This is a genomic window from Bradyrhizobium sp. SPXBL-04, assembly GCF_051853035.1.
In the GTDB taxonomy this organism is placed as follows: domain Bacteria; phylum Pseudomonadota; class Alphaproteobacteria; order Rhizobiales; family Xanthobacteraceae; genus Bradyrhizobium; species Bradyrhizobium zhanjiangense.
Map to the genome: position 1 here is coordinate 2,794,619 of NZ_CP182472.1, position 22,591 is coordinate 2,817,209.

General features: G+C 64.4%; 17 protein-coding genes. 10 read left to right on the forward strand and 7 right to left on the reverse strand.

Translation table 11 applies throughout. The features are described 5' to 3' along the window. Positions 1-54 precede the first annotated feature (54 nt). The 4 genes from ACNJX8_RS12990 to acdA all read left to right on the forward strand — a co-directional run bounded on the left by ACNJX8_RS12990 (position 55) and on the right by acdA (position 3,294). On the forward strand, positions 55-732 hold the full coding sequence (locus ACNJX8_RS12990; RefSeq protein WP_439360909.1) for a cupin domain-containing protein: 678 nt from the start codon (positions 55-57) through the stop codon (positions 730-732). A gap of 115 nt (positions 733-847) precedes the next feature. Continuing rightward, the gene (gene acuR, locus ACNJX8_RS12995; protein ID WP_439360910.1) at positions 848-1,492 is read left to right on the forward strand and encodes an acrylate utilization transcriptional regulator AcuR; all 645 of its coding nucleotides are present in this window, start codon (positions 848-850) and stop codon (positions 1,490-1,492) included. A 34-nt stretch (positions 1,493-1,526) separates the two neighbouring features. Next, a complete protein-coding gene (locus ACNJX8_RS13000) occupies positions 1,527-2,099 on the forward strand; it encodes a peroxidase-related enzyme (RefSeq protein ID WP_128939329.1) in 573 nt (190 codons plus the stop codon). Positions 2,100-2,115: 16 nt separating this feature from the next. Beyond that, on the forward strand, positions 2,116-3,294 hold the full coding sequence (gene acdA, locus ACNJX8_RS13005) for a 3-sulfinopropanoyl-CoA desulfinase (RefSeq protein ID WP_439360911.1): 1,179 nt from the start codon (positions 2,116-2,118) through the stop codon (positions 3,292-3,294). Positions 3,295-3,640: 346 nt separating this feature from the next. Here acdA and ACNJX8_RS13010 read toward each other — a convergent pair whose 3' ends face one another. Further along, positions 3,641-3,991 (reverse strand): RidA family protein, encoded by a 351-nt coding sequence (locus ACNJX8_RS13010; protein WP_439360912.1) that lies wholly within the window; start codon positions 3,989-3,991, stop codon positions 3,641-3,643. Positions 3,992-4,232: 241 nt separating this feature from the next. Here ACNJX8_RS13010 and ACNJX8_RS13015 point away from each other — a divergent pair, with 241 nt between their 5' ends. Beyond that, positions 4,233-6,554 carry a molybdopterin guanine dinucleotide-containing S/N-oxide reductase gene (locus ACNJX8_RS13015; RefSeq protein WP_439360913.1) on the forward strand — a complete coding sequence of 774 codons (2,322 nt, stop codon included), beginning with the start codon at positions 4,233-4,235 and terminating at the stop codon, positions 6,552-6,554. A 136-nt stretch (positions 6,555-6,690) separates the two neighbouring features. On the opposite strand, the gene ACNJX8_RS13020 is transcribed toward ACNJX8_RS13015, so the two are convergent. The 3 genes from ACNJX8_RS13020 to ACNJX8_RS13030 form a co-directional block, all read right to left on the reverse strand. After that, complete coding sequence (locus tag ACNJX8_RS13020; RefSeq protein ID WP_439360914.1) at positions 6,691-7,674, reverse strand: helix-turn-helix domain-containing protein; 984 nt, start codon at positions 7,672-7,674, stop codon at positions 6,691-6,693. 240 nt (positions 7,675-7,914) lie between these two features. After that, a complete protein-coding gene (locus ACNJX8_RS13025; RefSeq protein ID WP_439360915.1) occupies positions 7,915-8,622 on the reverse strand; it encodes a hypothetical protein in 708 nt (235 codons plus the stop codon). 118 nt (positions 8,623-8,740) lie between these two features. Further along, positions 8,741-11,581 carry an ATP-binding protein gene (locus ACNJX8_RS13030; RefSeq protein ID WP_439360916.1) on the reverse strand — a complete coding sequence of 947 codons (2,841 nt, stop codon included), beginning with the start codon at positions 11,579-11,581 and terminating at the stop codon, positions 8,741-8,743. Positions 11,582-11,908: 327 nt separating this feature from the next. Between ACNJX8_RS13030 and ACNJX8_RS13035 the strand changes: the two genes are divergently transcribed. The 3 genes from ACNJX8_RS13035 (at position 11,909) to msrA (ending at position 13,886) form a co-directional block, all read left to right on the forward strand. Beyond that, complete coding sequence (locus ACNJX8_RS13035; protein ID WP_439360917.1) at positions 11,909-12,598, forward strand: VOC family protein; 690 nt, start codon at positions 11,909-11,911, stop codon at positions 12,596-12,598. A gap of 168 nt (positions 12,599-12,766) precedes the next feature. Beyond that, entirely contained in the window at positions 12,767-13,189 is a 423-nt protein-coding gene (locus ACNJX8_RS13040; protein WP_128932423.1) for an OsmC family protein, read from the forward strand. Positions 13,190-13,370: 181 nt separating this feature from the next. Beyond that, a complete protein-coding gene (msrA, locus tag ACNJX8_RS13045) occupies positions 13,371-13,886 on the forward strand; it encodes a peptide-methionine (S)-S-oxide reductase MsrA (protein WP_091878174.1) in 516 nt (171 codons plus the stop codon). 127 nt (positions 13,887-14,013) lie between these two features. Here the strand turns inward: msrA and ACNJX8_RS13050 are convergent, their stop codons facing one another. Beyond that, positions 14,014-16,857 carry an ATP-binding protein gene (locus ACNJX8_RS13050; RefSeq protein WP_439360918.1) on the reverse strand — a complete coding sequence of 948 codons (2,844 nt, stop codon included), beginning with the start codon at positions 16,855-16,857 and terminating at the stop codon, positions 14,014-14,016. Positions 16,858-17,149: 292 nt separating this feature from the next. On the opposite strand from ACNJX8_RS13050, the gene ACNJX8_RS13055 reads away from it, so the two are divergent. After that, positions 17,150-18,139, forward strand: a complete 990-nt coding sequence (locus ACNJX8_RS13055) for a Bug family tripartite tricarboxylate transporter substrate binding protein (RefSeq protein ID WP_439360919.1) — start codon at positions 17,150-17,152, stop codon at positions 18,137-18,139. A 6-nt stretch (positions 18,140-18,145) separates the two neighbouring features. On the opposite strand, the gene ACNJX8_RS13060 is transcribed toward ACNJX8_RS13055, so the two are convergent. Next, positions 18,146-19,306 carry an MFS transporter gene (locus tag ACNJX8_RS13060; RefSeq protein ID WP_439360920.1) on the reverse strand — a complete coding sequence of 387 codons (1,161 nt, stop codon included), beginning with the start codon at positions 19,304-19,306 and terminating at the stop codon, positions 18,146-18,148. Positions 19,307-20,366: 1,060 nt separating this feature from the next. On the opposite strand from ACNJX8_RS13060, the gene ACNJX8_RS13065 reads away from it, so the two are divergent. After that, positions 20,367-21,536, forward strand: a complete 1,170-nt coding sequence (locus ACNJX8_RS13065; RefSeq protein ID WP_128936665.1) for an IS481 family transposase — start codon at positions 20,367-20,369, stop codon at positions 21,534-21,536. Between the two features lie 482 nt (positions 21,537-22,018). Here ACNJX8_RS13065 and ACNJX8_RS13070 read toward each other — a convergent pair whose 3' ends face one another. After that, positions 22,019-22,387, reverse strand: coding sequence for a hypothetical protein (locus tag ACNJX8_RS13070; RefSeq protein ID WP_439360921.1), 369 nt, complete (start codon positions 22,385-22,387; stop codon positions 22,019-22,021). Positions 22,388-22,591 lie beyond the last annotated feature (204 nt).

Genomic DNA, 22,591 nt, shown 5'->3' on the forward strand with positions numbered 1-22,591 from the left:
TGCGGTCCGGCCAGGCTAATTTCATAATGGTGTTGACCATGAGGGAGAAGAGCCATGCGCATCAATGACAACCTGACAGTTCCGGTGATCGTTCAGGCCGGGCAGCTGCCGTGGATCCAAAGCCCGGCGGCCGGTGTCGACCGGCGCATGCTGTTCCGCATCGGCGACGAGGTCGCGCGCGCCACCTCGATCGTGCGATACGCGCCGCACAGCGCGTTTCCGCGCCATACGCATGGCGGCGGCGAAGAGATCGTCGTTCTCGATGGCGTCTTTCAGGACGAGCATGGCGATTACCCCGCGGGCAGCTACTTCCGCAATCCGCCCGGGACCTCGCACGTTCCCGCATCGGAGGCTGGCTGCACGATCTTCGTGCGCCTTTGGCAGTTCCGGGATGGCGATCGCGACCAGATCGTACGACGGCCCGCGGAAGGTCGTCAGCGCGAGCCGCGATCGGGGGCGGCGAGCGCGCTCGAACTGTTCGACGATGGATTTGAGAACGTGCGTTTCGAGAGCTGGATGCCTGGCAGTTCCGTCACGGTCGAGAATGCACGCGGGCTCGAAATGCTCGTTCTCGCCGGGAGCCTGTCGATTGGTGATCAGACGCTGCTCCCGCAAGGCTGGGTCCGCTTGCCCGCCGGACAGCCTCTGCGCGCCGTCTGCGGTGCGGACGGCGCGAACGTCTGGCTGAAGGACGCTCCCTTGCTGCATCCGGACGTCTGCCAAATGCCGTGAAATGCGGGGCGACCCGCACGTCGTTGAGGGCTCATCGACAGACGCCGGGCCTCGATGACGACGCGGGATTGATTTTGCAAGACGATCGGTCTAATAAATCGCCATGAGAGCGATTTTGCCGTCAGCCGAACCGCGTCGCCGTGGCCGTCCGCCCAAGGACCAGACACGGCCAGACGCGCCGCGCGCACGGCTGCTGCGCACCGGCGTTGCGATCCTGACCGAGAAGGGCTTCAGTGCCGTGGGCGTCGAGGAGATCCTGGACGCCGCGGAGGTACCAAAAGGTTCATTCTACCATTACTTCGACAGCAAGGAGTCCTTCGGTCTCGCACTGATCGACGCCTATGCCGACTATTTCGCGCGCAAGCTGGACCGATGGTTCGACGACACCGAGCGTGCTCCGCTCGACCGTCTGCGTGATTTCATCGCGGATGCTCGCTCGGGCATGGCGAGACATCGCTACCGGCGCGGCTGCCTCGTCGGCAATCTCGGACAGGAGATGGGTGTTCTGCCCGAGCCGTTCCGGAAGCGCCTCGCTGCTGTGTTCCGAGATTGGGAAGCGCGGACGTCCCGCTGCCTGCGGTCGGCGCAAGAGGCGGGCGAGATGTCCAGCGAGCTCGACTGCGAGGATCTCGCGCAGTTCTTCTGGATGGGCTGGGAGGGCGCGGTGTTGCGCGCCAAGCTCGAACGGCGCCCGGATGCGCTCGACGTCTTCGCCGAACGCTTTCTTGCGATGATCCGGGCGAAAGGTGAGGGGCGATGATTGTCATGCCAATCTTCAACGAGGAGCCAAGCTCATGACCGAAACACGCGCCGTCAGTCGCTTCCCTGTTCCCGATCTCGCCGATATGCCGGACGATATCCGTAGCCGCATCCTGGCTGTGCAGGAGAAGTCCGGCTTCATTCCGAATGTCTTTCTCGTGCTCGCGCACCGGCCGGAGGAGTTTCGTGCATTCTTTGCCTATCACGACGCGCTGATGGACAAGCCCGGCAATCTGACCAAGGCCGAGCGCGAGATGATCGTCGTTGCGACCAGCAACCTCAATCAGTGCCAGTATTGCGTAGTGGCGCATGGCGCGATCTTGCGGATTCGCGCCAAGGACCCGCTGATTGCCGATCAGGTCGCCGTCAACTACCGCAAGGCCGACATCACCGATCGTCAGAAGGCGATGCTGGATTTCGCCGTTCGGGTCTCGACCGAGGCGCACAAGACGTCTGAAAGCGACTTCGCCACGCTGACGGCGCACGGATTCACCGAAGAGGACATCTGGGACATCGCGGCGATCTCGGCCTTTTTCGGCCTGTCGAACCGGCTCGCGAACGTGACGAGCATGCGTCCGAATGCCGAATTCTATACCATGGGCCGCTGAGAGAAGGAGCGACGCCATGGAGCTGTCATCCGGGCAATTGGCTTTGAAGGAAAGAGCCGCCGCCTTCTCGAATGGGCTGCTGCGCAAGCGCGGCGCCGAGATCGATCAATCGCGCGAATATCCCTTCGACGTTGTCGAGGCACTGAAAGCCGAGCGCTTCATGGGCATGACCATCCCAAAGGAATATGGCGGGCAGGGCCAGAGCTTCCTCGACACGGTGCTGGTGATCGAGGAGATGGCGCGCGCGTGCACGGTCTCGGCGCGTATCGTCGTCGAGGCCAATATGGGCGCGATCTCCACCGTCATGGCCTACGGCACCGATGCACAGCGCAGGCGCGCTGCCGATCTCGTCCTGGCGGGCGATAAGCCGGCCATCTGCATTACCGAGCCCGAGGCGGGTAGCGACGCGAGCGGCATGAAGACCCGGGCCGACAAGCGCGGCAATCGCTACGTGCTCAACGGCAGCAAGCATTGGATCACCGGCGCCGGCGTGTCGCGCCTGCACCTGATCTTCGCGCGGGTCTTCGATGAGAGCGGTGAGGAGCTCGGCGTCGGCGGCTTCCTGGCAGTGCGCGGCGAGGCCGAAGGGCTGCGTATCGGCAAGCGCGAAACGACGATGGGACTGTGCGGCATGCCCGAGGGCGAGCTCGTGTTCGAGGATCTGGAGATCACGCCGGACATGGTGCTGCTGCCTCCGTCGGGCTTCAAGCGCGGCTTTGCCGACCTCATCAATGCCTACAACAGTCAGCGTGTCGGCGCAGGCACTGTCGCGATGGGAATCGCTGCGGGTGCGCTGGAGCACGCCATCGAATGGGTCAAGACGCGCGAGCAGTTCGGGCGCCCGATCGGCGAATTCCAGGGGCTGCAATGGATGCTCGCCGACATGCAGACGCAGCTCACCGCATCGCGCTTGATGCTGCATGCGGCCGCCGCGTCGCGAGGCCCGGGCGGCAGCGCATTTCCCGATCCGACCCTCGCGGCGCAGGCGAAGATCTTCGCGTCCGAGGCGGCGATCAAGATCGTCAACGATGCACTTCAGATGTTTGGGGCCCGCGGCTATTCGCGCGACTTCCCGCTCGAGCGCATGGCGCGCGACGTCCGCATGTTCACGATCGGCGGCGGCACGGCGCAGGTGCTGCGCACGCTCGTCGCGAGCAAGGTTCTGGGCTGGAAGCTGCCGCAGACCCGTCATTGAGCGGGGGTCATCCAGACTGCTTCAGCCAGTTCTGGGCTCGGCTCGCGGTCGGCTTGCGGCTGCGATCACTAGCTCGCGTCATCATGGCCGCTTCAGCGGCCCTGACGCGCCGACGCAGCTCTAACAGTTCGCAATATGCGGCACGAAGCGGATCGTCAGTATCGAGCGTCGGCGATTGCTTTGAAGAATTCGTCGTGCCGTAGGATGAGTATCTGATCATCTTGAACACGCTGCGGTTGATATGCGCAGAGCGTATCAGGGCATTCCCTTCGCGCAATGAAAGTCGCTCGTTAACATTGATGTCGGCGCAAAAAGTTAAGACCGGTACAAGGATGCCGTGGCGCCACTAGTGTCGCGCAGCGATGGCGGTCATCTCGAGCTTGACGCCCGGACCGAGATCGGCCACGCCGATTGCGGCGCGCGCCGGCAGATGAGCTTCTGCAAAGTGCGCCTTCCAGGCGGCGTTGAACGCGGCCTTCTCCTTGAGATCCGTCATGTAGATGGTCACCTGCAAGACGTTGGCCAAATCGGATCCGAGGGTCTTCAGCAGCTGCGCCAGCTGCCGGAGGACGTCGTTTGCCTGGCCCGACATGTCGAGGCTCGTGTCTTCAGGGACAATTCCGCCGATGTAAAGCACGCCATTATGCTCGACCACTTCGTGGAGCAGACCTTCGTAAGGCAAGATGCGCTTGATCATGATGAGACCGATGTTGCTGGTGAGGAAGGGGAGGCGTATCGCACATCTGTACCACCAATACGAGGCCCTGTGACGTACCGAGCGGCACCGTCGACATCGGCGTGAGTCTTGACCTCGCTATTCGGCGGCGTCGGGTGCAACAGAGTGCACGGGAGCCCAGCGTAGACGTCAGCTCTGATCTCGATGACATCACAGTGTGGATCGGTATACTGCCACCACGTACTGGAACAAGGATCAGGCGATGGACGATACGATTGGCTTTCCCGACCCCGGCCTCGACCTGTCCGACGGCTTCAAGCCGCACACGTCGCATTGGGGCGTGTTCTCGGCGCGCCAAGGCGCGGCCGCACTCGAGGTCAGGGCCTATGCGGGGGATCCCGATCCGAACGGCATCATCGACAATTTCCCCGGCGCGCTGCGCCACCAGGCGCGCATCGCCCAGCCGACGATCCGCCGCGGCTGGCTCGAGCGCGGTCCCGGCCCGGACCATCGCCGCGGCCGCGACGAATTCGTCTCCGTGAGCTGGGAGAAGGCGCTCTATCTGCTCGGGGACGAACTGGCGCGCATCCGCGACACGCGCGGCCCCGGCGCTGTGTTCGGCGGTTCCTATGGCTGGTCGAGCGCGGGCCGATTTCATCACGCCCAGAGCCAGGTGCATCGCTTCCTCAACATCGCGATGGGCGGCTATGTGCGTTCGGTCAACACCTACTCCTCCGGCGCGTCCTCGGTGTTGCTGCCCCAGATCCTCTGCGGATACGAGGACATCACCAAGCGCAACGTCACCTGGGAGCAGATCGCGGCGGATACCGAGATCGTGCTGGCGTTCGGTGGCATGGCGCTGAAGAACTCCATGGTCGCCGGCGGCTCTATCAGCAAGCATGTCGAGCGCGGTGCCATGGCGGCGGCGCGCCGGCGCGGCTGCGAGTTCGTCCTGGTCAGCCCGCTGCGCGACGATCTGCCGGTCGAAGCTGGCGCCGAATGGATGAGCTGCGTGCCCGGCACCGACACCGCGCTGATGCTCGGCATCGTCCACACGCTGGTGAGCGAAGGTCTGCACGACCAGGCCTTCCTCGATCGCTACACGGAAGGCTGGCCCGTCTTCCTGCGCTATCTCACCGGCGAGAGCGATGGGCAAGCAAAGCATGCCGGATGGGCCGCCGCGATCTCAGGCGTCGACGCGGACACGATCCGCGCGCTGGCGCGCCGGCTCGCCGGGAAAAGGGCGCTGATCACCGTCTCGCATTCGCTCCAGCGCGCCGAGCATGGTGAGCAGCCGGTGTGGATGGGCCTGGTATTGGCGGCAGCGCTCGGCCAGGTCGGTCTTTCCGGTGGAGGCTATGCTTATTCGCTGGGTGCGATCGGCTATTACGGCCGCCGCGTCAACGACGTGCCGGGTCCGACGCTGGGGCAGGGCCGCAACGGCGTTGCCGATTTCATTCCGGTGGCGCGCATCGCCGACATGCTGCTCAACCCTGGAAGCACCTATCGCTACAATGGCGAGACACGCACCTATCCGGACATTCGCCTCGTCTACTGGGCCGGCGGCAATCCCTTCCATCATCACCAGGACATCAACCGCCTGCGCAAGGCGTTCGCGAAAGTCGACACGCTGGTCGTGCACGAGCTCGGCTGGACCGCGACGGCCCGGCACGCCGACATCGTGCTGCCCGCAACGATGACGCTGGAGCGCGAGGACATCGGCTATTCCACCAACGACCCCTTGATGGTCGCGATGCACCGGATCGCCGAGCCGTTTGGGCTCGCGCGCGACGACTATGATATCTTCGCCGATCTCGCCGAACGTCTCGGCGCGCGCGAACCCTTCACGGAAGGCCGCACCTCTCGGGAGTGGCTCGAACATCTGTATGAGCCCACCCGCGCCTCGCTCGCCAAGCGTGGCGTGGAGGCGCCCAGCTTCGACGAATTCTGGCAGCGTGGCAGCCTGGTCGTGCCGCAGCAGCCCGATGACGGCGGCCGGCTGCGCCGCTTCCGTGAGGATCCCGCAGGTCACGCCCTGCCGACGCCGAGCGGCCGCATCGAGATTTTCTCGGCGAAGATCGCGGGCCATGGCGATGCGGATTGTCCGGGCCATCCGGTCTGGCTCGACAAGTCCGATATGCCGAGGCCTGGAGCACCGTGCTTCCTCGTCGCCAACCAGCCGGTGACGCGCCTGCACAGTCAGCTCGATTTCGGTGGCCATTCGCTTGCCGCAAAACATCGCGGCCGCGAGGTCGCGCGCATGAACCCGCGCGATGCGGCCGCACGCAGCATCAAGGATGGCGACATCATCCGCCTGTTCAACGACCGCGGCGCCTGCCTTGCCGCCGTCCACGTCACCGACGGCATCGCGCCCGGCGTCGTGCAGCTTCCGACCGGAGCCTGGTATGACCCGATGGATCCCGAGGACGACGCGCCGCTCTGCGTTCACGGCAATCCGAACGTGCTCACCCGCGACGTCGGCACCTCATCCCTGGCGCAGGGCTGCACGGGGCAGTTGACGACGGTCGAGGTGGAGAAGTTCACGGGCAATCTGCCCCCGATCCGGGCGTTCGATCCGGTGTAGGGCTTTTATCGTAGCCCGGATGGAGCGTAGCGCAATCCGGGACCGCTCTCTTCATCGGCACCTTCCCGGATTACGCTTTCGCTCCATCCGGGCTACGGCATCTCGCAATGATGAAGTAGAGACCGCGTGCGCGTCGCTACGCGGCCACGCTGGCGATCCAGTCCCTCTCCCGAGCAGCACGCCGCTGCGGAGGCGCTTCTGCCTCAGCTCGCTCACCCTTGCTGGCGAGGCGCCAGCGTGCCGGAGACTGGCCGCTGATGCGCTTGAAGACGGTGGAAAAATGCGCCTGCGTGCTGAAGCCGACGGCAAGCGCGATCTCCGCCAAGGGCCGCTCGGTGGTCGTGAGCAGCGCCTTCGCACGTTCGATCCGGTGATTGAGAAGATATTCGCGGGGGCGGTAACCGGTCGCGGCGCGGAATTGGGCCGCAAAGTGCATTCTGGACAAGCCGGCGACATGGGCGAGCTCGGCCAGGCTGATGCAGCGGTCGAAATGATCGGCGATGTATTGTTCGATCCGCCGCAGCCGCCATTTCGGCAAGGCATTGACCCTGACGCGCGGCGGCTCCAACCGGGCGAGATGCATCGCAAGAGTCTGGCCGAGGCAGCGCATGAACTGGTGGTCCGCGGCGTGACCACGTTCGATCAGCGCCTTGGCAAGCTCTGCAGCGAGCGGGTCGCGCAACAGGACGAGGTCATTCAGTCCTTGGGTCGCGGGGAATTGCGCTGGAAAATGATCCGTGGAGATATGAAAGTGCAGGAAAGCGCATGGCGACTGGAACTGCGCGCGGAGAGGCTTCGACGGTGCGGTGACATAGAGCGTGCCTGCGGGCATGGTGCCGTCGAAAACGATCTGACGGTCCCGGCTCAGTCTTGCGCGCGTGGTCTTCAGGGCAATGCCGACGAAATAGCGATCCTCGGGCGTCGTAGTTTCGTGCGACGAAGCGCCACGGGAGTCTTCCCATCGCGAGATCGTGATGTCCTCGCTGGACGTCTCCGCGCCGCGGTCGATCTGACGCCATCGGCTTTCCCGGGCGAATGCCTGTGTCGTCTGCGGAGCCTCGCGCTTCCGGTTGACGGCTCGAAGATCGGCCCAGGCGTGTGCCTGCATGTCGGTGAACATCGTTCGTTCTCTCTCGTCTCATCGGCGGCTTGCGATGCGCAAGTTCGCTATGGTCCGAGAGTACGCGCGTGCGCGCCAGGACGCCCGTTAGTGGTGATTAGGAGTTGTTAGTTGTTGTGTGAGTGCGAGCGCTGTGACAGCTCGCCGCAGGAGGCTCTATGAACGTCCCAATTCGTCGCATCGGTTGACGTCGTCGGCGCAGGTTCGAGCACGTGACGTCGTTTGCGCGCGCATGCGCCGCTACTCGAAGACGGCGTCGAAGATCTCGACGTCCATCAGCACAGGCTTGGCGATCACGGTTCCGTCGGACTGCAGCGTCTGCGCCCGTCGAAGCGTCGGCACCACGATGCCGCCGAAACTGTCATGGGCCCAGGAGGAATGTGCGACCTTCATCCCGAAGAGATCGTGATCCGTCCGCCGTTGCAGAGCGCTCTCGTCGAAATAGAACATCTGCTCGGAAGCGAGCGTGACCAGGCGCGAGGGGAATTGCGCCCGCAGCCGCCGCCAGGTCTGGGTGTTCTCGCGCCACGGCGTCAGCTCTTCCACCACGACATCGGGGTCGGCGAGCAGGAATGGAGTCGTCAGATAATTCCAGATCGCGACGCCGCAGAAGAAGACGAGGTGCAGTTCGTCCGCGAGCGCAGGAGAGCCAGCCTCGGCAGACGCGAAGCTCGGGTTGCGCCAGGTCCGCAGGACCTCACCATCCAGGCTCTCGATTGTGATCGCGTCCGGTTGAAACGACCCGGAATGTTCGCCTCCCGTGATGCCGGTGAAGCGGATCGATTGGGTCCGGGTCGAGCCTTCTGCGGTCACGTCCTTGAATTCCCGGGCGTGTCCAGCGCTGGAGAACAGCGTCCCGCCGACGGAGAGGTGGAGCGTGAACCCCTTCAAGCTGTTCCAACGGGCCATACCGCCATTGGCATCGATTACGTCGTCAAGAAGCGCCATGTCCCGCTATATCCACCGTGAAGTGCCTCCACCATGGCGGGGCGTGTGCGGCTTGGCGTGTTAGAAGTTGTTAGGACTTGCGAGCGCGCGGGATGGCGGTATCTCGTTGAAGATGCTCTCAATTCAGGGCGGCAAGGAGGCCTCTTGCGGCAACCAGATCGCGGGTCTGGAGGCCCTCCTGATACTGCGCGACGAGTGGGGTGAGCAGGTCGCGCGCGTCGGCGGCCTTGCCGGTGCGCTCCCAGATGCGGACAAGGCTGATCGCGCCGCGGAGTTCCCAGCCGACCGCGCATTGGCGCCGCGACAGATCGAGCGATCTGCGCAAGACGCTCTCGGCCTCCGCAATGTTGCCAGACCGTACGAGGATGTCGCCCTTGACCCTGAGCATCTCCGGCATGTCGAAGGACTCGCCATGATCGGGGATTTCCGCGATGGCCTCATCGATGGTCCGCAGGGCCTCGTCGGGCTGGTTCTGGGCCAGCAGCCCCTCCGCGAGCGCGGTCGCAAACACCGTCGTCATGATCCGGTGCCGCGTGGCGTACAGCGTGGCCTGGCTGCGCCGAAGATGCTCCATGCCGGCGGCGACGTCGCCGCGGCGCAGCAGCAGCTCGCCTTTCTGGCCGATGCCGACCGCATGATAGGGGCCGAGGAAGTGACGCGCGGAATGTTCGATCAGCCGCTCGATCAGGATTTCGGCATTGGCCCAATCCCCGACCCAGAGGAACACGTAGATCGTCCAGATCAAGGAAATACCGAGGGTCAGCGGCTGCTCCAGCAGCTCGGCCTCGCGAACGGTGTACCTGGCCGCCTCAATTGCACGATCGGGCCGGCCGGTGAGCCAAAGCCCGCGCGCCAGTGCCACCAGCGCCACGATGCGGTCGTCATAACCGAGATGCCCGATGTTCAGCCGCTGCGAGCCGGGATTATGCATCATCGCGCTCTGGCAAAACTGCACGGCCTTGTCCTGATTGCCGATCAGATGATGCGCAACGCCCAGCATCCATTCCACGTTCAGCGCGGCGGCGGGATCGTTCAGCCTGCGCGCAACGCTTTCGCCCTGTTCGCCCGTGCCGAGCGCGCCGTGAAAATCTCCAACCCTGGTGAGATAGATGTGCAATCCGCGCAGCAGCCAGAGCTGCCAGTGCAAATCCTCCAGCTCCCCTGCAAGCTGGAGACTGCGCGTGAACGCCGCCCGGACCGCTTCCGTATTGCCCTGCGTGAACATCACGGAGACGCCGAGCGCGGCCTGCAACGTCATCTCCTGGCGGCTGTCGATCGAATCCGTGAGCGAGGCCAGCGCCTGCCGGGTCCAACGGTAGCATTCCGTCAGCAATGTCAGCTCGAGGAAGAACTGGGCTGCCGAGGCCGCCAGATCCACGCCGATTGTCCGGTCGCCGCCATCCGAAAAGCTCCAGGTCAGCGCGGCCCTGACATTGGGCAGGTAGTCGGCATAAGGAAGGAAGCCGCCGGCGCTCTGCATGCCCGCTGATTTGACAGCAATGTCGCGCAGGACATCGCGGAAATATTCGGCATGGGCGCGCGCAGCGCGGGCCGCTTCTCCGTTCTCGACGAGCTTGTCCGCGACGAAGGCGCGTGTCGTGTCGAGCAGGCGATAGCGCAGCCGCCGCTCCGCGGGCGACGTTGCAATCAGCGATTTGGAGAGCAGGTTCGAGATCGTCTCGACAGCTTCGGACTCGCTGATGCCCTGGCTGGACGCGACAGCAATTGCGGCTTCCAGCGTGAACGGGCCGACGAACACCGACAATCCGCGCAGTGTCGCGCTTTCGGCCGGCGGCAGCAGATCGTAACTCCAGGCGAGTGCCGCGCTCAGGGTCTGGTGTCGCGGAATCGCAGTGCGTCGTCCTCGCCACAACAGCGAGAAGCGGCTGTCCAGCAGCGAGGCGGTCCCGGCAATGCCATAGGCGTTCACACGTCCGGCGGCGAGCTCGATCGCAAGCGCAATGCCGTCGAGACGCCGGCAGATCTCGGCGACGAGCGGGGCATCCTCCTCGCTGAGCTCGAACTCGCTCAGGCTCTCGGCAATGCGTTCCACGAAGAGTTGGCTTGCGGGATAGGCAAGGATGTCGGCGATGCTGAGGCCGTCGCGCTGCGGCGGGCAATCCAGTGGAAACAGCCGGTGGACGCGCTCGCCTTCGGTGCGAAAGGATTCGCGGCTGGTGGCGAGAATGTGCAGCTCTGGCGCCTCCTGGACGATGCGTTCGGCCAGAGGGGCGAGCTCATCGAGGAGATGCTCGCAACTGTCGAACACCAGCAGCATCCGCTGGCTGCGCAGGAACGTCAGCAGGCCCGGCATGGGATCGTCGGAGTTGACGGTCAGGCCGAGTGCGGCCGCGATCGTTCCGGGCACGAGGCGGGCATCCGTCAGCGCACCGAAATCGACGAAGCTCACCCGACCGTCGAAGGCCCAGAGCTCGCGGTGCGCGACGGCGAGCGCAACCGAGGTCTTGCCGATCCCGCCGGGGCCGACGATGGTGACGAAGCGGTGCTGAGCCAGCTCTGCGGAGATCTTCTCGACCGCATCGTCGCGCCCGATCATCCTCGCAAGCGGCGAGGGAAGCGCGTGGGGCGAAGCGGCAGGCAGGCTGGTGCGGTCCTCGAATGGTGCTGTCCGGAGCAGCGGGGCCGCGAAGCAATAGCCACGTCCGGGGACGTTGACGACGTAGCGGGAGCCTTCGCCGGCATCGCCCAAGGCTTTGCGCAGATTCGTGATGTGGAAGCGCAGGCTGCCTTCGTCGACATTCACGTCGGCCCAGACGCGCCGCATCAGCTCCCGTTTGTCCACGACCTCGCCGGCGCGCTCGGCGAGAAAGATGAGGATGTCGAGCGCGCGGCCACCGAGGTGAAGCGGCGCGCCATCCTTCTCAATCAGCCGCGACTTGGGAAACAGCCGGAACGGCCCGAAAGCAATGGCCGAATCCTGGTCGTTAGTGTCCGGCACGAGCAACGGTCCGCTGAAAAAGGCTGATGTCTGCACGTTGATCTATCAGAACGAGACGTCCAGTAAACTGGCCGAAAATGGCGAAATCGCGTGGCGATCACCGAATGCACGGGCAATAGCCGTCACAAATTTTGCTTAAAGGCGAGCGATTTACGACGATGACTGCGACAATTCGTCAGCATGCTTGACCGTCGAGGTCGCAGTGTCCGCCGCCAGATTGCGATGCCGCCGATCATAACAGAATCTTGCAACGTCTAACGGGCAAAACCCGAGCGATGCATTCAGTATGGCCTTCGGATTAAATCCTACTCCAACGGGGAGGTTATCATGGCCACTATCGAAATCGACCGTGACGTCGCGACTAAGCCTTCGACATCGCGTAACCTTGACCTGAAGCTCGAAGTCGTCGTCATCCCCGTCTCCGATGTCGACCGCGCCAAGGCGTTCTACGCGCGCCTCGGCTGGCGACTGGACGCCGACTTCGCGTCGAGCAGCGAGTGGCGCGTGATCCAGTTCACGCCGCCGGGCTCGGCTTGTTCGGTGATTTTCGGCAGGAACGTTACCGCCGCAGCGCCCGGTTCGGTGCGCGGCCTGTATCTGATCGTCTCCGATCTGGAGGCTGCACGACAAGATCTGCTCGACCGCGGCATCGCGGTCAGCGAACCCTTCCACGGTGCCGGCGATGTTCACGCCGGTCCGGACGAGCCGTATCTGTTTGGCAGCGTCCGGGTCAGCGGTGCTGACCCGGAGCGCGGCAGCTACAGCTCGTTTGCCTCATTCAGTGATCCCGACGGCAATGGCTGGCTGTTTCAGGAAGTCACGACACGATTGCCCGGTCGCATCACGGCAGACGGCACGACGTTCGCCTCGCAGCGCGATCTGGCGGCGGCGTTGCGCCGTGCATCGGTCGCGCATGGTGAGCACGAGACGCGGATCGGCGGACACGACGAGAATTGGGCGGATTGGTACGCCGATTACATCGTGCGCGAGCAAGCCGGTCTACCGCTGCCGTCCTGAGTTGAAGGCAATCTTCCATCTTGCGCCAATCATCGGACAAATCGAACGGAACCTCGGCGCCGCGTGACCGGTTGGAGAGGCGGCAGGCACGAGGCCACCGCCGTCTTCCACCGGCGCGGGGCGCCGGGACCGGGCTGAACGATCCACAAACAAACAAGGAGAACCAGGATGATCCGCAAGGCAAAAGCAGTATGGAAGGGCACTGGTCGTGATGGCACGGGCCATCTCTCAAGCGAATCCGGTGTGCTCGCTGAGACGCCCTATTCGTTCAAGACCCGCTTCGAGAACGAGAAGGGGACCAATCCCGAGGAGTTGATCGCGGCGGCCCATGCCGGCTGTTTTACGATGGCGTTGGCCTTCGGCCTTCAAATGGCAGGCTTCACGCCGGAGGAGCTCTCGACCGAGGCAGCCGTCACGCTCGAACCCGAAGGCAAAGGCTTCAAGATCAGCAAGTCAGCGCTCACCTTGCGCGCGAAGGTGCCGAACCTAGATGAAGCAGGTTTCGCGCGCCTCGCCGGCGAGGCCGAGAAGAACTGTCCGGTGTCCAAGGTGCTCAACGCCGCGATCACGCTCGACGCCAAGCTGGGCTAGCGGCGAGCTTTCAACTCGTGTCCATCCGGTTCTGGTCGGGAAACTGAAGCGGTCGAAGCTTTGGGCCCACGAGAGAACCGGGTGGACACATACAGGCAATGCTTGTCTTTCGGCCAGGCCGCCGAAAGCATATGATACGACAGGCGCAGAACGGACAGAGCGATCAATTGGGAGCGGACAGATGACGACAGAGCGCGCAGTTTTGGCCGGAGGCTGCTTCTGGGGCATGCAGGATCTGATCCGCAAGCAGCCCGGCGTGGTCTCCACACGCGTCGGCTACACCGGCGGTCAGGTGAAGAATGCCACTTACCGCAATCACGAGGGCCACGCCGAAGCGATCGAGATCATGTTCGATCCCGCAAAGACCAGCTTCCGGACCATGCTGGAGTTCTTCTTCCAGATCCACGATCCCACCACGCTCAATCGCCAAGGCAATGATCGGGGCACGAGCTATCGCTCGGCGATCTTCTATACCAGCGAGGCGCAGAAGCGGATTGCCGAGGACACGATCGCGGACGTCGAGGCGTCGGGCCTGTGGCCCGGCAAGGTGGTGACCGAGATCGCGCCGGCCGGCGAGTTCTGGGAAGCCGAGCCCGAGCATCAGGATTATCTCGAACGCTATCCGGACGGCTACACCTGCCACTTCATCCGGCCGGGCTGGAAGCTGCCGCAGCGTGCGGCTGCTGCCGGAGGCTAGAGCGTTTTCGAGCGAAGTGGATACCGGTTCGCGTGAAGAAAACGCGTCAAACAAGAATCTAGAGCTTCGGTTCTGATTCAATCAGAACTGATCGTGCTCCAGGCCGTCGCGGCGTCAGCGCGCGCGGTCAGGCGCGCAATTGCGCGATCAGATCGCGGGCAGTGCGCATATCGGCGATGTCTGCGCCCTCGGCGAACCTCCCGCAGACGGGGTCGAGAACCGCCAGTGCTTCTGCGCTTCGGCCAGCCCTGAACATGAATCGCGCGAGACTGATCGCGCAGCGCAGCGCCCAGAAGCGAGCGCCTTGCGCAACGGCCATATCCATGGCCCCGCGCAAGCGTGCTTCGGCATCCGCCGAGTGACGCGCGCTCCTGAGCATCAATTCTGCCTTGATGCGGGTCAGTTCTGGCAGATACCAGAGCTCCTGCCGGTCGTTGCAACGGGTCAGGACGTCATCGATCACGTCGAGGCCGCGGTCGATCTGGTCGGTCTCCAGGAAGGCCGCCGCGAGTTCGCCGAGCAAGGGAAGAAATCGCGGCAGGAAGCGCGCATCGCCGGCGCGATTGAGCTCTTCGCGCAGCAGCGGCAGGCCCGTCGCGACGTCGCCTCGCTTGGCAATGACCGCTGCGTTGAAGGCCTTTGCCCACAAGCCCCACAGCCGGATCGCATGGCGCTCGGTGTGCTCGAGCAACTCGGTGCCGTGGCGCTCCGCGGCGTCAAAATCGCCGGCCCAGAAGGTGATCGGGCAGGCGGCTTGTCCCAGCACGCTGCAGAAGGTCAGGGCGTGACCGTTGGCGCGGCCTTCCTCGATGTTCCTGGCGGCGAGTGCCTGGGCCTGATCGGCCAGGCCTTGCAGCCACAGGATGCGGGCGCGGAAATATTGCGTCGATATCCTGAGGTCGAGCGGGAAGATTTTCGGCTTCTCCGCCAGCACATGCAGCGACATGTTGACCCGATCGATGCGCACGCGCGCCTCGTCCTGGTCGCCGAGATAGTGCAGCGCGACGGCCATCAGCCGGTCGCCCAGCATGACATCGGTCTTGTCGGGTGAGTTCGCTGCCGCGTCGGCAAAGCGCTCGGCAAGCGCGCGGGCCTTGCCGAACTGCCCGTTGTTGAACTGGTCGATGCACAAACCCCAGAGCGCGCGCAGCCGGAAATCCTTGTCATCGAGCCTGTCCGACAGCTCGAGGGTCGTCTCCAGGATCGGGCGCGCCTCGCGCGCGCGGCCTTCGCCATACATCAGCGACCAGCCGAGCGCCGACAGCAGCTGCATGCGGACACGGTCGTTGTCGCCGGCGTCGCCGAGCGCGGCGAGGGCCGTTCTGGTGCGCTCGCGGCATTCGGCGAACAAGGAAAGGCGCACCCACAGTGAGACCGCAACTGCGGTCAGGGCGATTCCCAGTGCAGCGTCGCCGTCGGGCGCGAAGGCCCAGTCCAGCGCCGTGCGCACATTGTCCAGCTCTGCGCCGTAGATGTTCAGCCATTCGGGCAGCGGCGTTGTCGTGTCGGCCTCGGCGCGCTCGAAGAAATCGCGAAAATGCTCCGCATGGCGCCGCGCGAACTGCCTGTTTTCGCCGAGCTCGTGCAGCTTCGCGAGCGCATAGGTGCGCGTGGTGTCGAGCAGGCGATAGCGCAGCGTTCGCGAACCGGACGGCGAGATCAGCGATTTGGTGACCAGGCTGTCGATCGCCTCCAGCGTCTCCGCTTCGCTGAGGCCGTCGCCGGCCGCGACCGCGGCAGCCGCCTCCGGTGCAAACGGCCCGGCGAAGATGGACAGCCGTCGCAAGGTGGCGCTCTCCGCCGCGGGCAGCAGATCGTAGCTCCAGTCGAGCGCGGCGGCGAGGGTCTGGTGTCGCGGCACGGCGGTGCGGCGTCCCCGCCATTGCAGCGAGAAGCGGCTGTCGAGCAGGGATGCGGTGCCGGCGATGCCATAGGCATTGACGCGGCCTGCCGCGAGCTCGATCGCCAGCGCAATGCCGTCGAGGCGCCGGCAGATGCTGGCGACGAGCGGGGCCTCTTCGGCGCTGAGCTGGAACGGACCCGAGCTCTGCGCGATGCGCTCGACGAAGAGTTGAGCGGCAGGGTAGGCAAGGACATCGGCGACATCAAGGTCCTCGCGCTCCGGCGGACAATCCAGCGGGAAGAGCCTGAATATCCGCTCGCCTTCGCTGCGGAACGACTCGCGGCTGGTCGCGAGAACGCGAAGCTGCGGTGCTTCGCGAACGATGTGCTCGACCAGCGGCGCCAGCGCATCCAGCACGTGCTCGCAACTGTCGAAGATCAGCAGGGCCGGGCCGGTCTTCAGAAATGTCAGCAGGGCCGGCGTCGGATCCTCCGAGCTGATGGTCAGGCCGAGCGCCGAAGCAATGGTGGTCGCGATGTGGCTGGCGTCCCGCAACGGACTGAAGTCGACAAAGAAGACGCGCCCACCGAAATCCTGGGATCGGCGATGCCCGACGGTGACGGCGACGGCGGTCTTGCCGATGCCGCCCGGGCCGACCACGGTCATGAAGCGATGGAGCGAAAGTCCATTGGAGATCTTCTCGATGACTTCCTCTCGTCCGATCATCTTCGCAAGCTGAGCGGGCAGGGAGCGAGGAAGCGCGGTTTCGGCGGAGGGTGGGGCGACCTGCGGCGGCGCTTGCGCGAACGAGGCGACGAAGCAATAGCCGCGGCCGGGTACATTGACGACATAACGGGCCGACTTGCCGGTATCGCCGAGCACCTTGCGCAGTGCTGCGACATGAAAGCGCAGGCTGCCTTCGTCGACATTGACGTCGGCCCAGATGCGCTTGACCAGCTCGCGCTTGTCGATGACTTCACCGGGACGCTCGGCCAGGAAGATCAGAATGTCGAGCGCGCGGCCGCCGACGTGAAGCGGCGCGCCCTCCTTCTCCAAGAGCCGGGACTTGGGAAACAGCCGAAATGGCCCAAATGAAATGGCTGAATCTTGGTTACTATGTGCTGGCACGCGCCATTGCCCCCTCGCGGGAGTCAAAAGGTATTTCGTTCTGGTCTAGCAGAACGAGGCGCCGAGTAAACTGGCCGAAAGCCGCATGGCTGGCAGACCTGCGCAGATGGCTTGGGTCGGCCTCGGCTGATTGAAATAATTCTTGAAAAGGAATGGGTTAGACCAGCATGCCACGGCGGTGATGCTGCCGCTCGATCGGACCGGAGCATTGACGGCGGTCGCCGATTGCTGCGATGGGATGACGGGGAGCCGGTCCCGCCTCGACAGTAACTACCGCTTCCGGAATTCGAACATGCCTTCCTTCTCGCGGCGACGGTTCGTCTCTGCGCTATCAGGCGCAGCGGCGCTGGCGACCATCCCACGCAGCGGACAAGCCGCCGACTATCCGTCCCGTCCCATTCGACTGGTGATCCCCTACGGGGCTGGCGGATCGGGTGACCAGATCGGGCGCCCATGGGTCGACAAGATGTCAACGCTGCTCGGGCCGGCCTTCGTCGACTATATCGGCGGCGCAGGCGGCGCGATCGGGACTGCCGCGGTCGCGCGCGAGGAGCCCGATGGCTATTCGCTGCTGCTCGGAAACGGCAGCACGCAGGTCATCATTCCCTTGACCTCGGCAAATCCCGGCTATTCCGTCGGCGATTTCCGCGCCATCTACCGCCTGATCAACAGCGCGCTGGTTTTCGCGGTCCATCCTTCATTGCCCGCGGCCAATCTGCGCGAGTTGATCGCCTATGCGAAGGACAATCCGGGAAAGCTGTCCTACGGGACGCCGGGCGTCGCGACGGGAAATCATTTGGTCGGCGAATCCTTCAAGCAGCAGGCCGGCGCGCTCGATATCGTCCACGTGCCCTATCGGGGCATCGCGCAGGCGACCAATGATCTCGTCAGCGGCCAGATCTCGCTCGTCATTGCCGTCATGTCGGTCCAGTTGCAGCAGCTGAGCCAGGCCGGCAAGATCCGGCTGCTTGCGGTCACCACCGAAAGGCGGCTGAGCGGCGCGCCTGATATCCCGACGGCGGTCCAATCCGGCATGCCGGATCTCAGATATGAGGGCTGGTTCGGGCTGTTCGCGCCCAAGCGTACCGATGATGCGATCATCGATCGGATCGCCCAGGCTACGCGGTTGGCCATGGCCGATGCGACGCTGCTCGCGAATTATCGCGCGCAAGGCATGGAGCCGGACGCCGATTCAAGCCCCGAAAAATTCCAGCGCATCGTCGAGGCGACAACGGCAAGCCTGGCGCCCGTGATCAAATCGATCGGGCTCAATCAGTTGTGAGGCCGCTCACGCGCTGACGCGCGATGTCCGGCGTTGCTCCTTCGTGACGACGCCTGCCGATAGCGTGACGAGACCCATCAGCGCGGCCAGCAGCCAGAACGCCGTTGGCAGCCCACTGACGCGAGCAACGAAGCCGACGCCGGCGGGACCGATGAGGATGCCGGCATAGCCGGCGGTCGTGATCGCCGCGACGGCGAGGCCCGTGGGCATGGCGGTCTGCTTGGCCGCCCGGCGGAACAGCACCGGCACCAGATTCGATGCGCCGAGGCCGATGAGCAGGAAACCGGCTATGGCCACCGCCGCGATCGGAGCCGTGAGCAGAACCACGAAGCCCGCGATGGCAATGAGGCTTCCCCACAACAGCGTCGTGCGGTCGCCGATGCGCGCGACGACGGCGTCGCCGCCGAGCCGCCCCACCGTCATCGCGATCGAGAACACGATATAGCCGGCGCCGCCTTGCGCCTCCGAGACGAGGCCCGCGCCGATGACGAGCAGCGCTCCCCAATCGAGCATCGCACCTTCGACGAGGAAGGTGATGGCGCCGAGCAGCGCGAGCAGGAGCACCGATCCGTGCGGCAGCACGAACAGCGGACCCTCCTGAACCTGCGCCGAACGGAGCAGGCGCGGCCAGGTTACAAACATCGCGATCAGCATCAGGATAGAGCAGATCAGCGTGCAAGTGAGCGCGCCGAGTTGCAGCGAGAGCAGTGCCGTCATCAGCGCGGACCCGGCGAAGCCGCCGATGCTGAACAAAGCGTGGAAGCCCGACATCAGCGGGCGCTTCGCGGCGCGCTCCACCTCCACCGCATGGATGTTCATGGCGACGTCGATCGAGCCGAGCGCGGCGCCGAACGCAAAGAGCGCCAGCGCCAGCGCTGCGGGCGAGCTCGCGATCGCGAGCAGCGGCAGGACCAGGGCAAGACCGAGCCCGCCCGCAATGATGATCGGCCTGCTGCCGTAGCGCGCACTCAGGACGCCGGTCAGAAGCATGGCGAGGACCGAGCCGATGCCGAGGCTAAGCAGGAGCAATCCGAGGATGCCGTCGTCGACGCCGAGGCGCGTCTTCGCGAACGGCACCAGCGGCGCCCAGCACGCGATGCCGAAGCCCGCGACGAGGAAGGCGAGCCGAGTCGCAAGGCGCGTCGCCGGCCGGTCGGCAGAATGCATGGGAACTCCGGGGAAGCAGGCAAGGGTGGGATGCTCCAGAGGCCCCAGAATTGCCGCGCCTTTATGTCCGAGGCTTGCCCGAATTGTCGCAGGCAGCGCTCGAAAGCTGTAAGCGGACGCCATCGTTCCGTGGAAGAGGTTCTGATGGCTCGCGGACGGGCCGGGCGAAGCGAGACCAGGCCGCGGCTGGCGCTCGACAGGCGGTTGCTGGATATGAACAGATGTTGCCCGACATCTCGGCGCCGGGCGAGACTGCCCGTCGGGCAAAACACCGCGCGCCATTCCGACACGCATCGGTGTCAAGCCGCGCTTGCAAAAATATTCCACTTTACCGAAATTCGGAATTGGCGTATGTGTTGGCCCAACCCGGCTTACCCCTTGAGGGGCGATCATGTGTCGTGATGATCGTGAGTCGGGCTTGCGGTGGACGCGGCAGCGTCGTGTGCGAGGTGTGCGGGCAGGGCGGATTGCTCTCCGTGAGCCCGAGGCTTCGTGCGGACGAACGGCGCTGTCAGGTTCGTCTCGCCAGCAAGTTTCCGGCCCCGTCGACAGGGTTGGAAAGACTGCGGCGAATAGCGAACCGTGCGTACGGCAAAACCGTGTGGTCCTGGCCGTCGTTGCTACGGTCAAGCCCTGGCGGATGCGGCATTCGTGTCAACCGGCGCGGTGCCGGCGACTTTCGCTGGGGTGAGGGAGGCCAGAACGAACTCGGCTCCCGGGAGAGCGCGGCATAAGCCGTCCGATCACTGCGCAGGGAAGGCCGTGTGTTCGGCTTCACCTGTATGCCGCTGTGCAGTTTTTCTGCGTGTGCCTTCGCACAGCGGACCGTGGGTGCCAGCCGGCACCCGGCCTTCCCTGCGCCCTCTTGGCTTTGGAGGGTGGAGAGATCAAGCAAAGCTCGGGCGAAACGCGCCGCGAGAATGCGAAGGCGTGTCTGCGACCAACCACGCGCTGTCATCGCCCGGTCAAGTGTTCAGCCCGGGGACATGACCGACGGGTGTTCGGGGACATAGCCGACACATCATAGTGCAGGGATTTGGCGGTAAAGGAGGCCAAGTCCATGCCCTGGCGAGAGGTGTCGGTGATGGATCAGCGGCGGGAGTTCGTGCGGCTTGCGATGCAGGAGGGAGCGAACCGGCGGGAGCTCTGCCGGCGGTTCAATATCCATCCCGACACGGGCTACAAGTGGCTTGCACGATGGCAAGCGGATCAGAATGTCAACGACCGCTCGCGCCGACCGCATGCGAGCCCGGGACAGACCGATTGCGAGCTCGAGGCACGTATTCTCGCGGTGCGCGATGCCCATCCGGCATGGGGAGCTCGCAAGATAGCTCACTGCCTGGAGCGCAATGGTTTGCGTTCGCCAGCAGTCTCAACAGTTCATCAGATCTTGCGTCGGTCTGGCCGCATCAAGCCTCCGATCGGCGGCCCGATGGCAAGCCAGCGTTTCGAGATGCCGGCCCCCAATCTGTTGTGGCAGATGGACTTCAAAGGCTGGGTTCGGCTCGGCAATGATACCCAGTGCCATCCTCTGACGGTGGTGGATGACCACTCCCGCTATGATCTGTGTCTGCAGGCCTGTGCCGATCAACGCACAGATACCGTGCGCAGCCGCCTGGAGAAGACCTTTCGCCACTACGGGCTCCCGGAGGCCTTCTTCGTCGACAATGGTTCGCCCTGGGGTGATCCTTCCGGCGAGCGATGGACACGGTTCTCGGTGTGGCTGCTCAAGCTTGGCGTCGCCGTCATCCGCAGCCGCCCATATCACCCGCAAAGCCGCGGCAAGAATGAACGATTCCACCGCACCCTCGCGGCTGAGGTGTTCGCACTGCGACAGTTCCGCGATCTCGCAGAGACGCAGCGTGCCTTCGACGCCTGGCGGGAAGTCTACAACTTCGAACGGCCACACGAGGCGCTCGGACAACAGGTCCCGGCCAGTCGATATCGGCCCAGCCAGCGACCAATGCCCGATCGATTGCCACAGGTCGAATACGACAGCCATGAGATCGTGCGCCGCGTCTCCACGACCAAGGCCTATGTCAGCTTCAAGGGACGTCTGTGGAAAGTGCCACAGGCCTTCCGTGGCGAGCGCCTCGCCATCCGCCCCTCGGCAAACGATGCGCAATACGGGATCTTCTTTGCCGCCCACCAAATCGCTATCATCGACTTGGCGAGCGGAGAAAGTGTCGGCTATGTCCCCGAACACCCGTCGGTCATGTCCCCGGGCTGAACACTTGACCGGGCGATCCAGTATCCAGAGACGGCAGTGATTGAACCGAGAGGCCGCGGCGTACTGGATTCCCCGCCTTCGCGGGGAATGACAGTGGCAGTTGGAGGACGACGGCGGCGCCCCTTGCTCCGTCATTGCGAGGAGCTCTTGCGACGAAGCAATCCAGAATCTTGCCGCGGAGGGGGGCTGGATTACCTCGCTGCGCTCGCAATGACGAGATTGGGGCGAGCGCTAACCACACACTCGCTGTCATCGCCCGGCTCGACCGGCGTGAGTTGGAGGACGACGGCGGTGCCCCTTGCTCCGTCATTGCGAGGAGCCCTTGCGACGAAGCAATCCAGAGTCTTTCCGCGGAGAGATTTTGGATTGCTTCCGCCTACGCCAAGGCTTCGGCGGACAAGTCGCTGCGCTCGCAATGACGATGTTGAGAAGCGAGCGCCCCACTGCGCGCTCGTTCCCCGGACGGACACGAGAGTGTCCCATCACCACGAAATCGGTATTCTCTGCGCAAATCCACCCAAATCCGAATCAGGACTCAGCGGCTGGCGGTCGAGCGGCCGGTTGTTGTTCTCGCGTGCGAACGAGGCGCCCGGCGGCAAGGCATAGTCGCTGAACTTGCGCTCGCCGGGGAGCACCTCGGTCCCGCCATCCAGCCAGGACCGCTTGCTGACATAGAGCCGCGTATGCGGACCGGACTGATAGGAACGATTGGGACCGTGCGGGCCATACTCATAAACGACATTTTGTGCCGTTCGCGATTGGTCGCGCTTGCCGGTGGCGGCGGCATGTGCGGTGAAGGTCGAAGCGAGGACGGCGACCAGCACCGCTCTGGTCATGGCAATCGCGTTCATCGGCAAACACCCCTGCAAGTTCCTGATGTCGCCGCCTCTCGCACCGGCTTAAGGGCCTGTAAAGAATCCGGGCGTTGCGCGATGTTGCTGAACGTGAGCAAGGGCAAGCCGCCTGCGCGGCAGCTTCGACGCCGGTCGGTTGCCATTGACAGCCCGCGCGCTTGTCGTGGCCTCCACATTCACGCCACCGATCAACCAATCAAA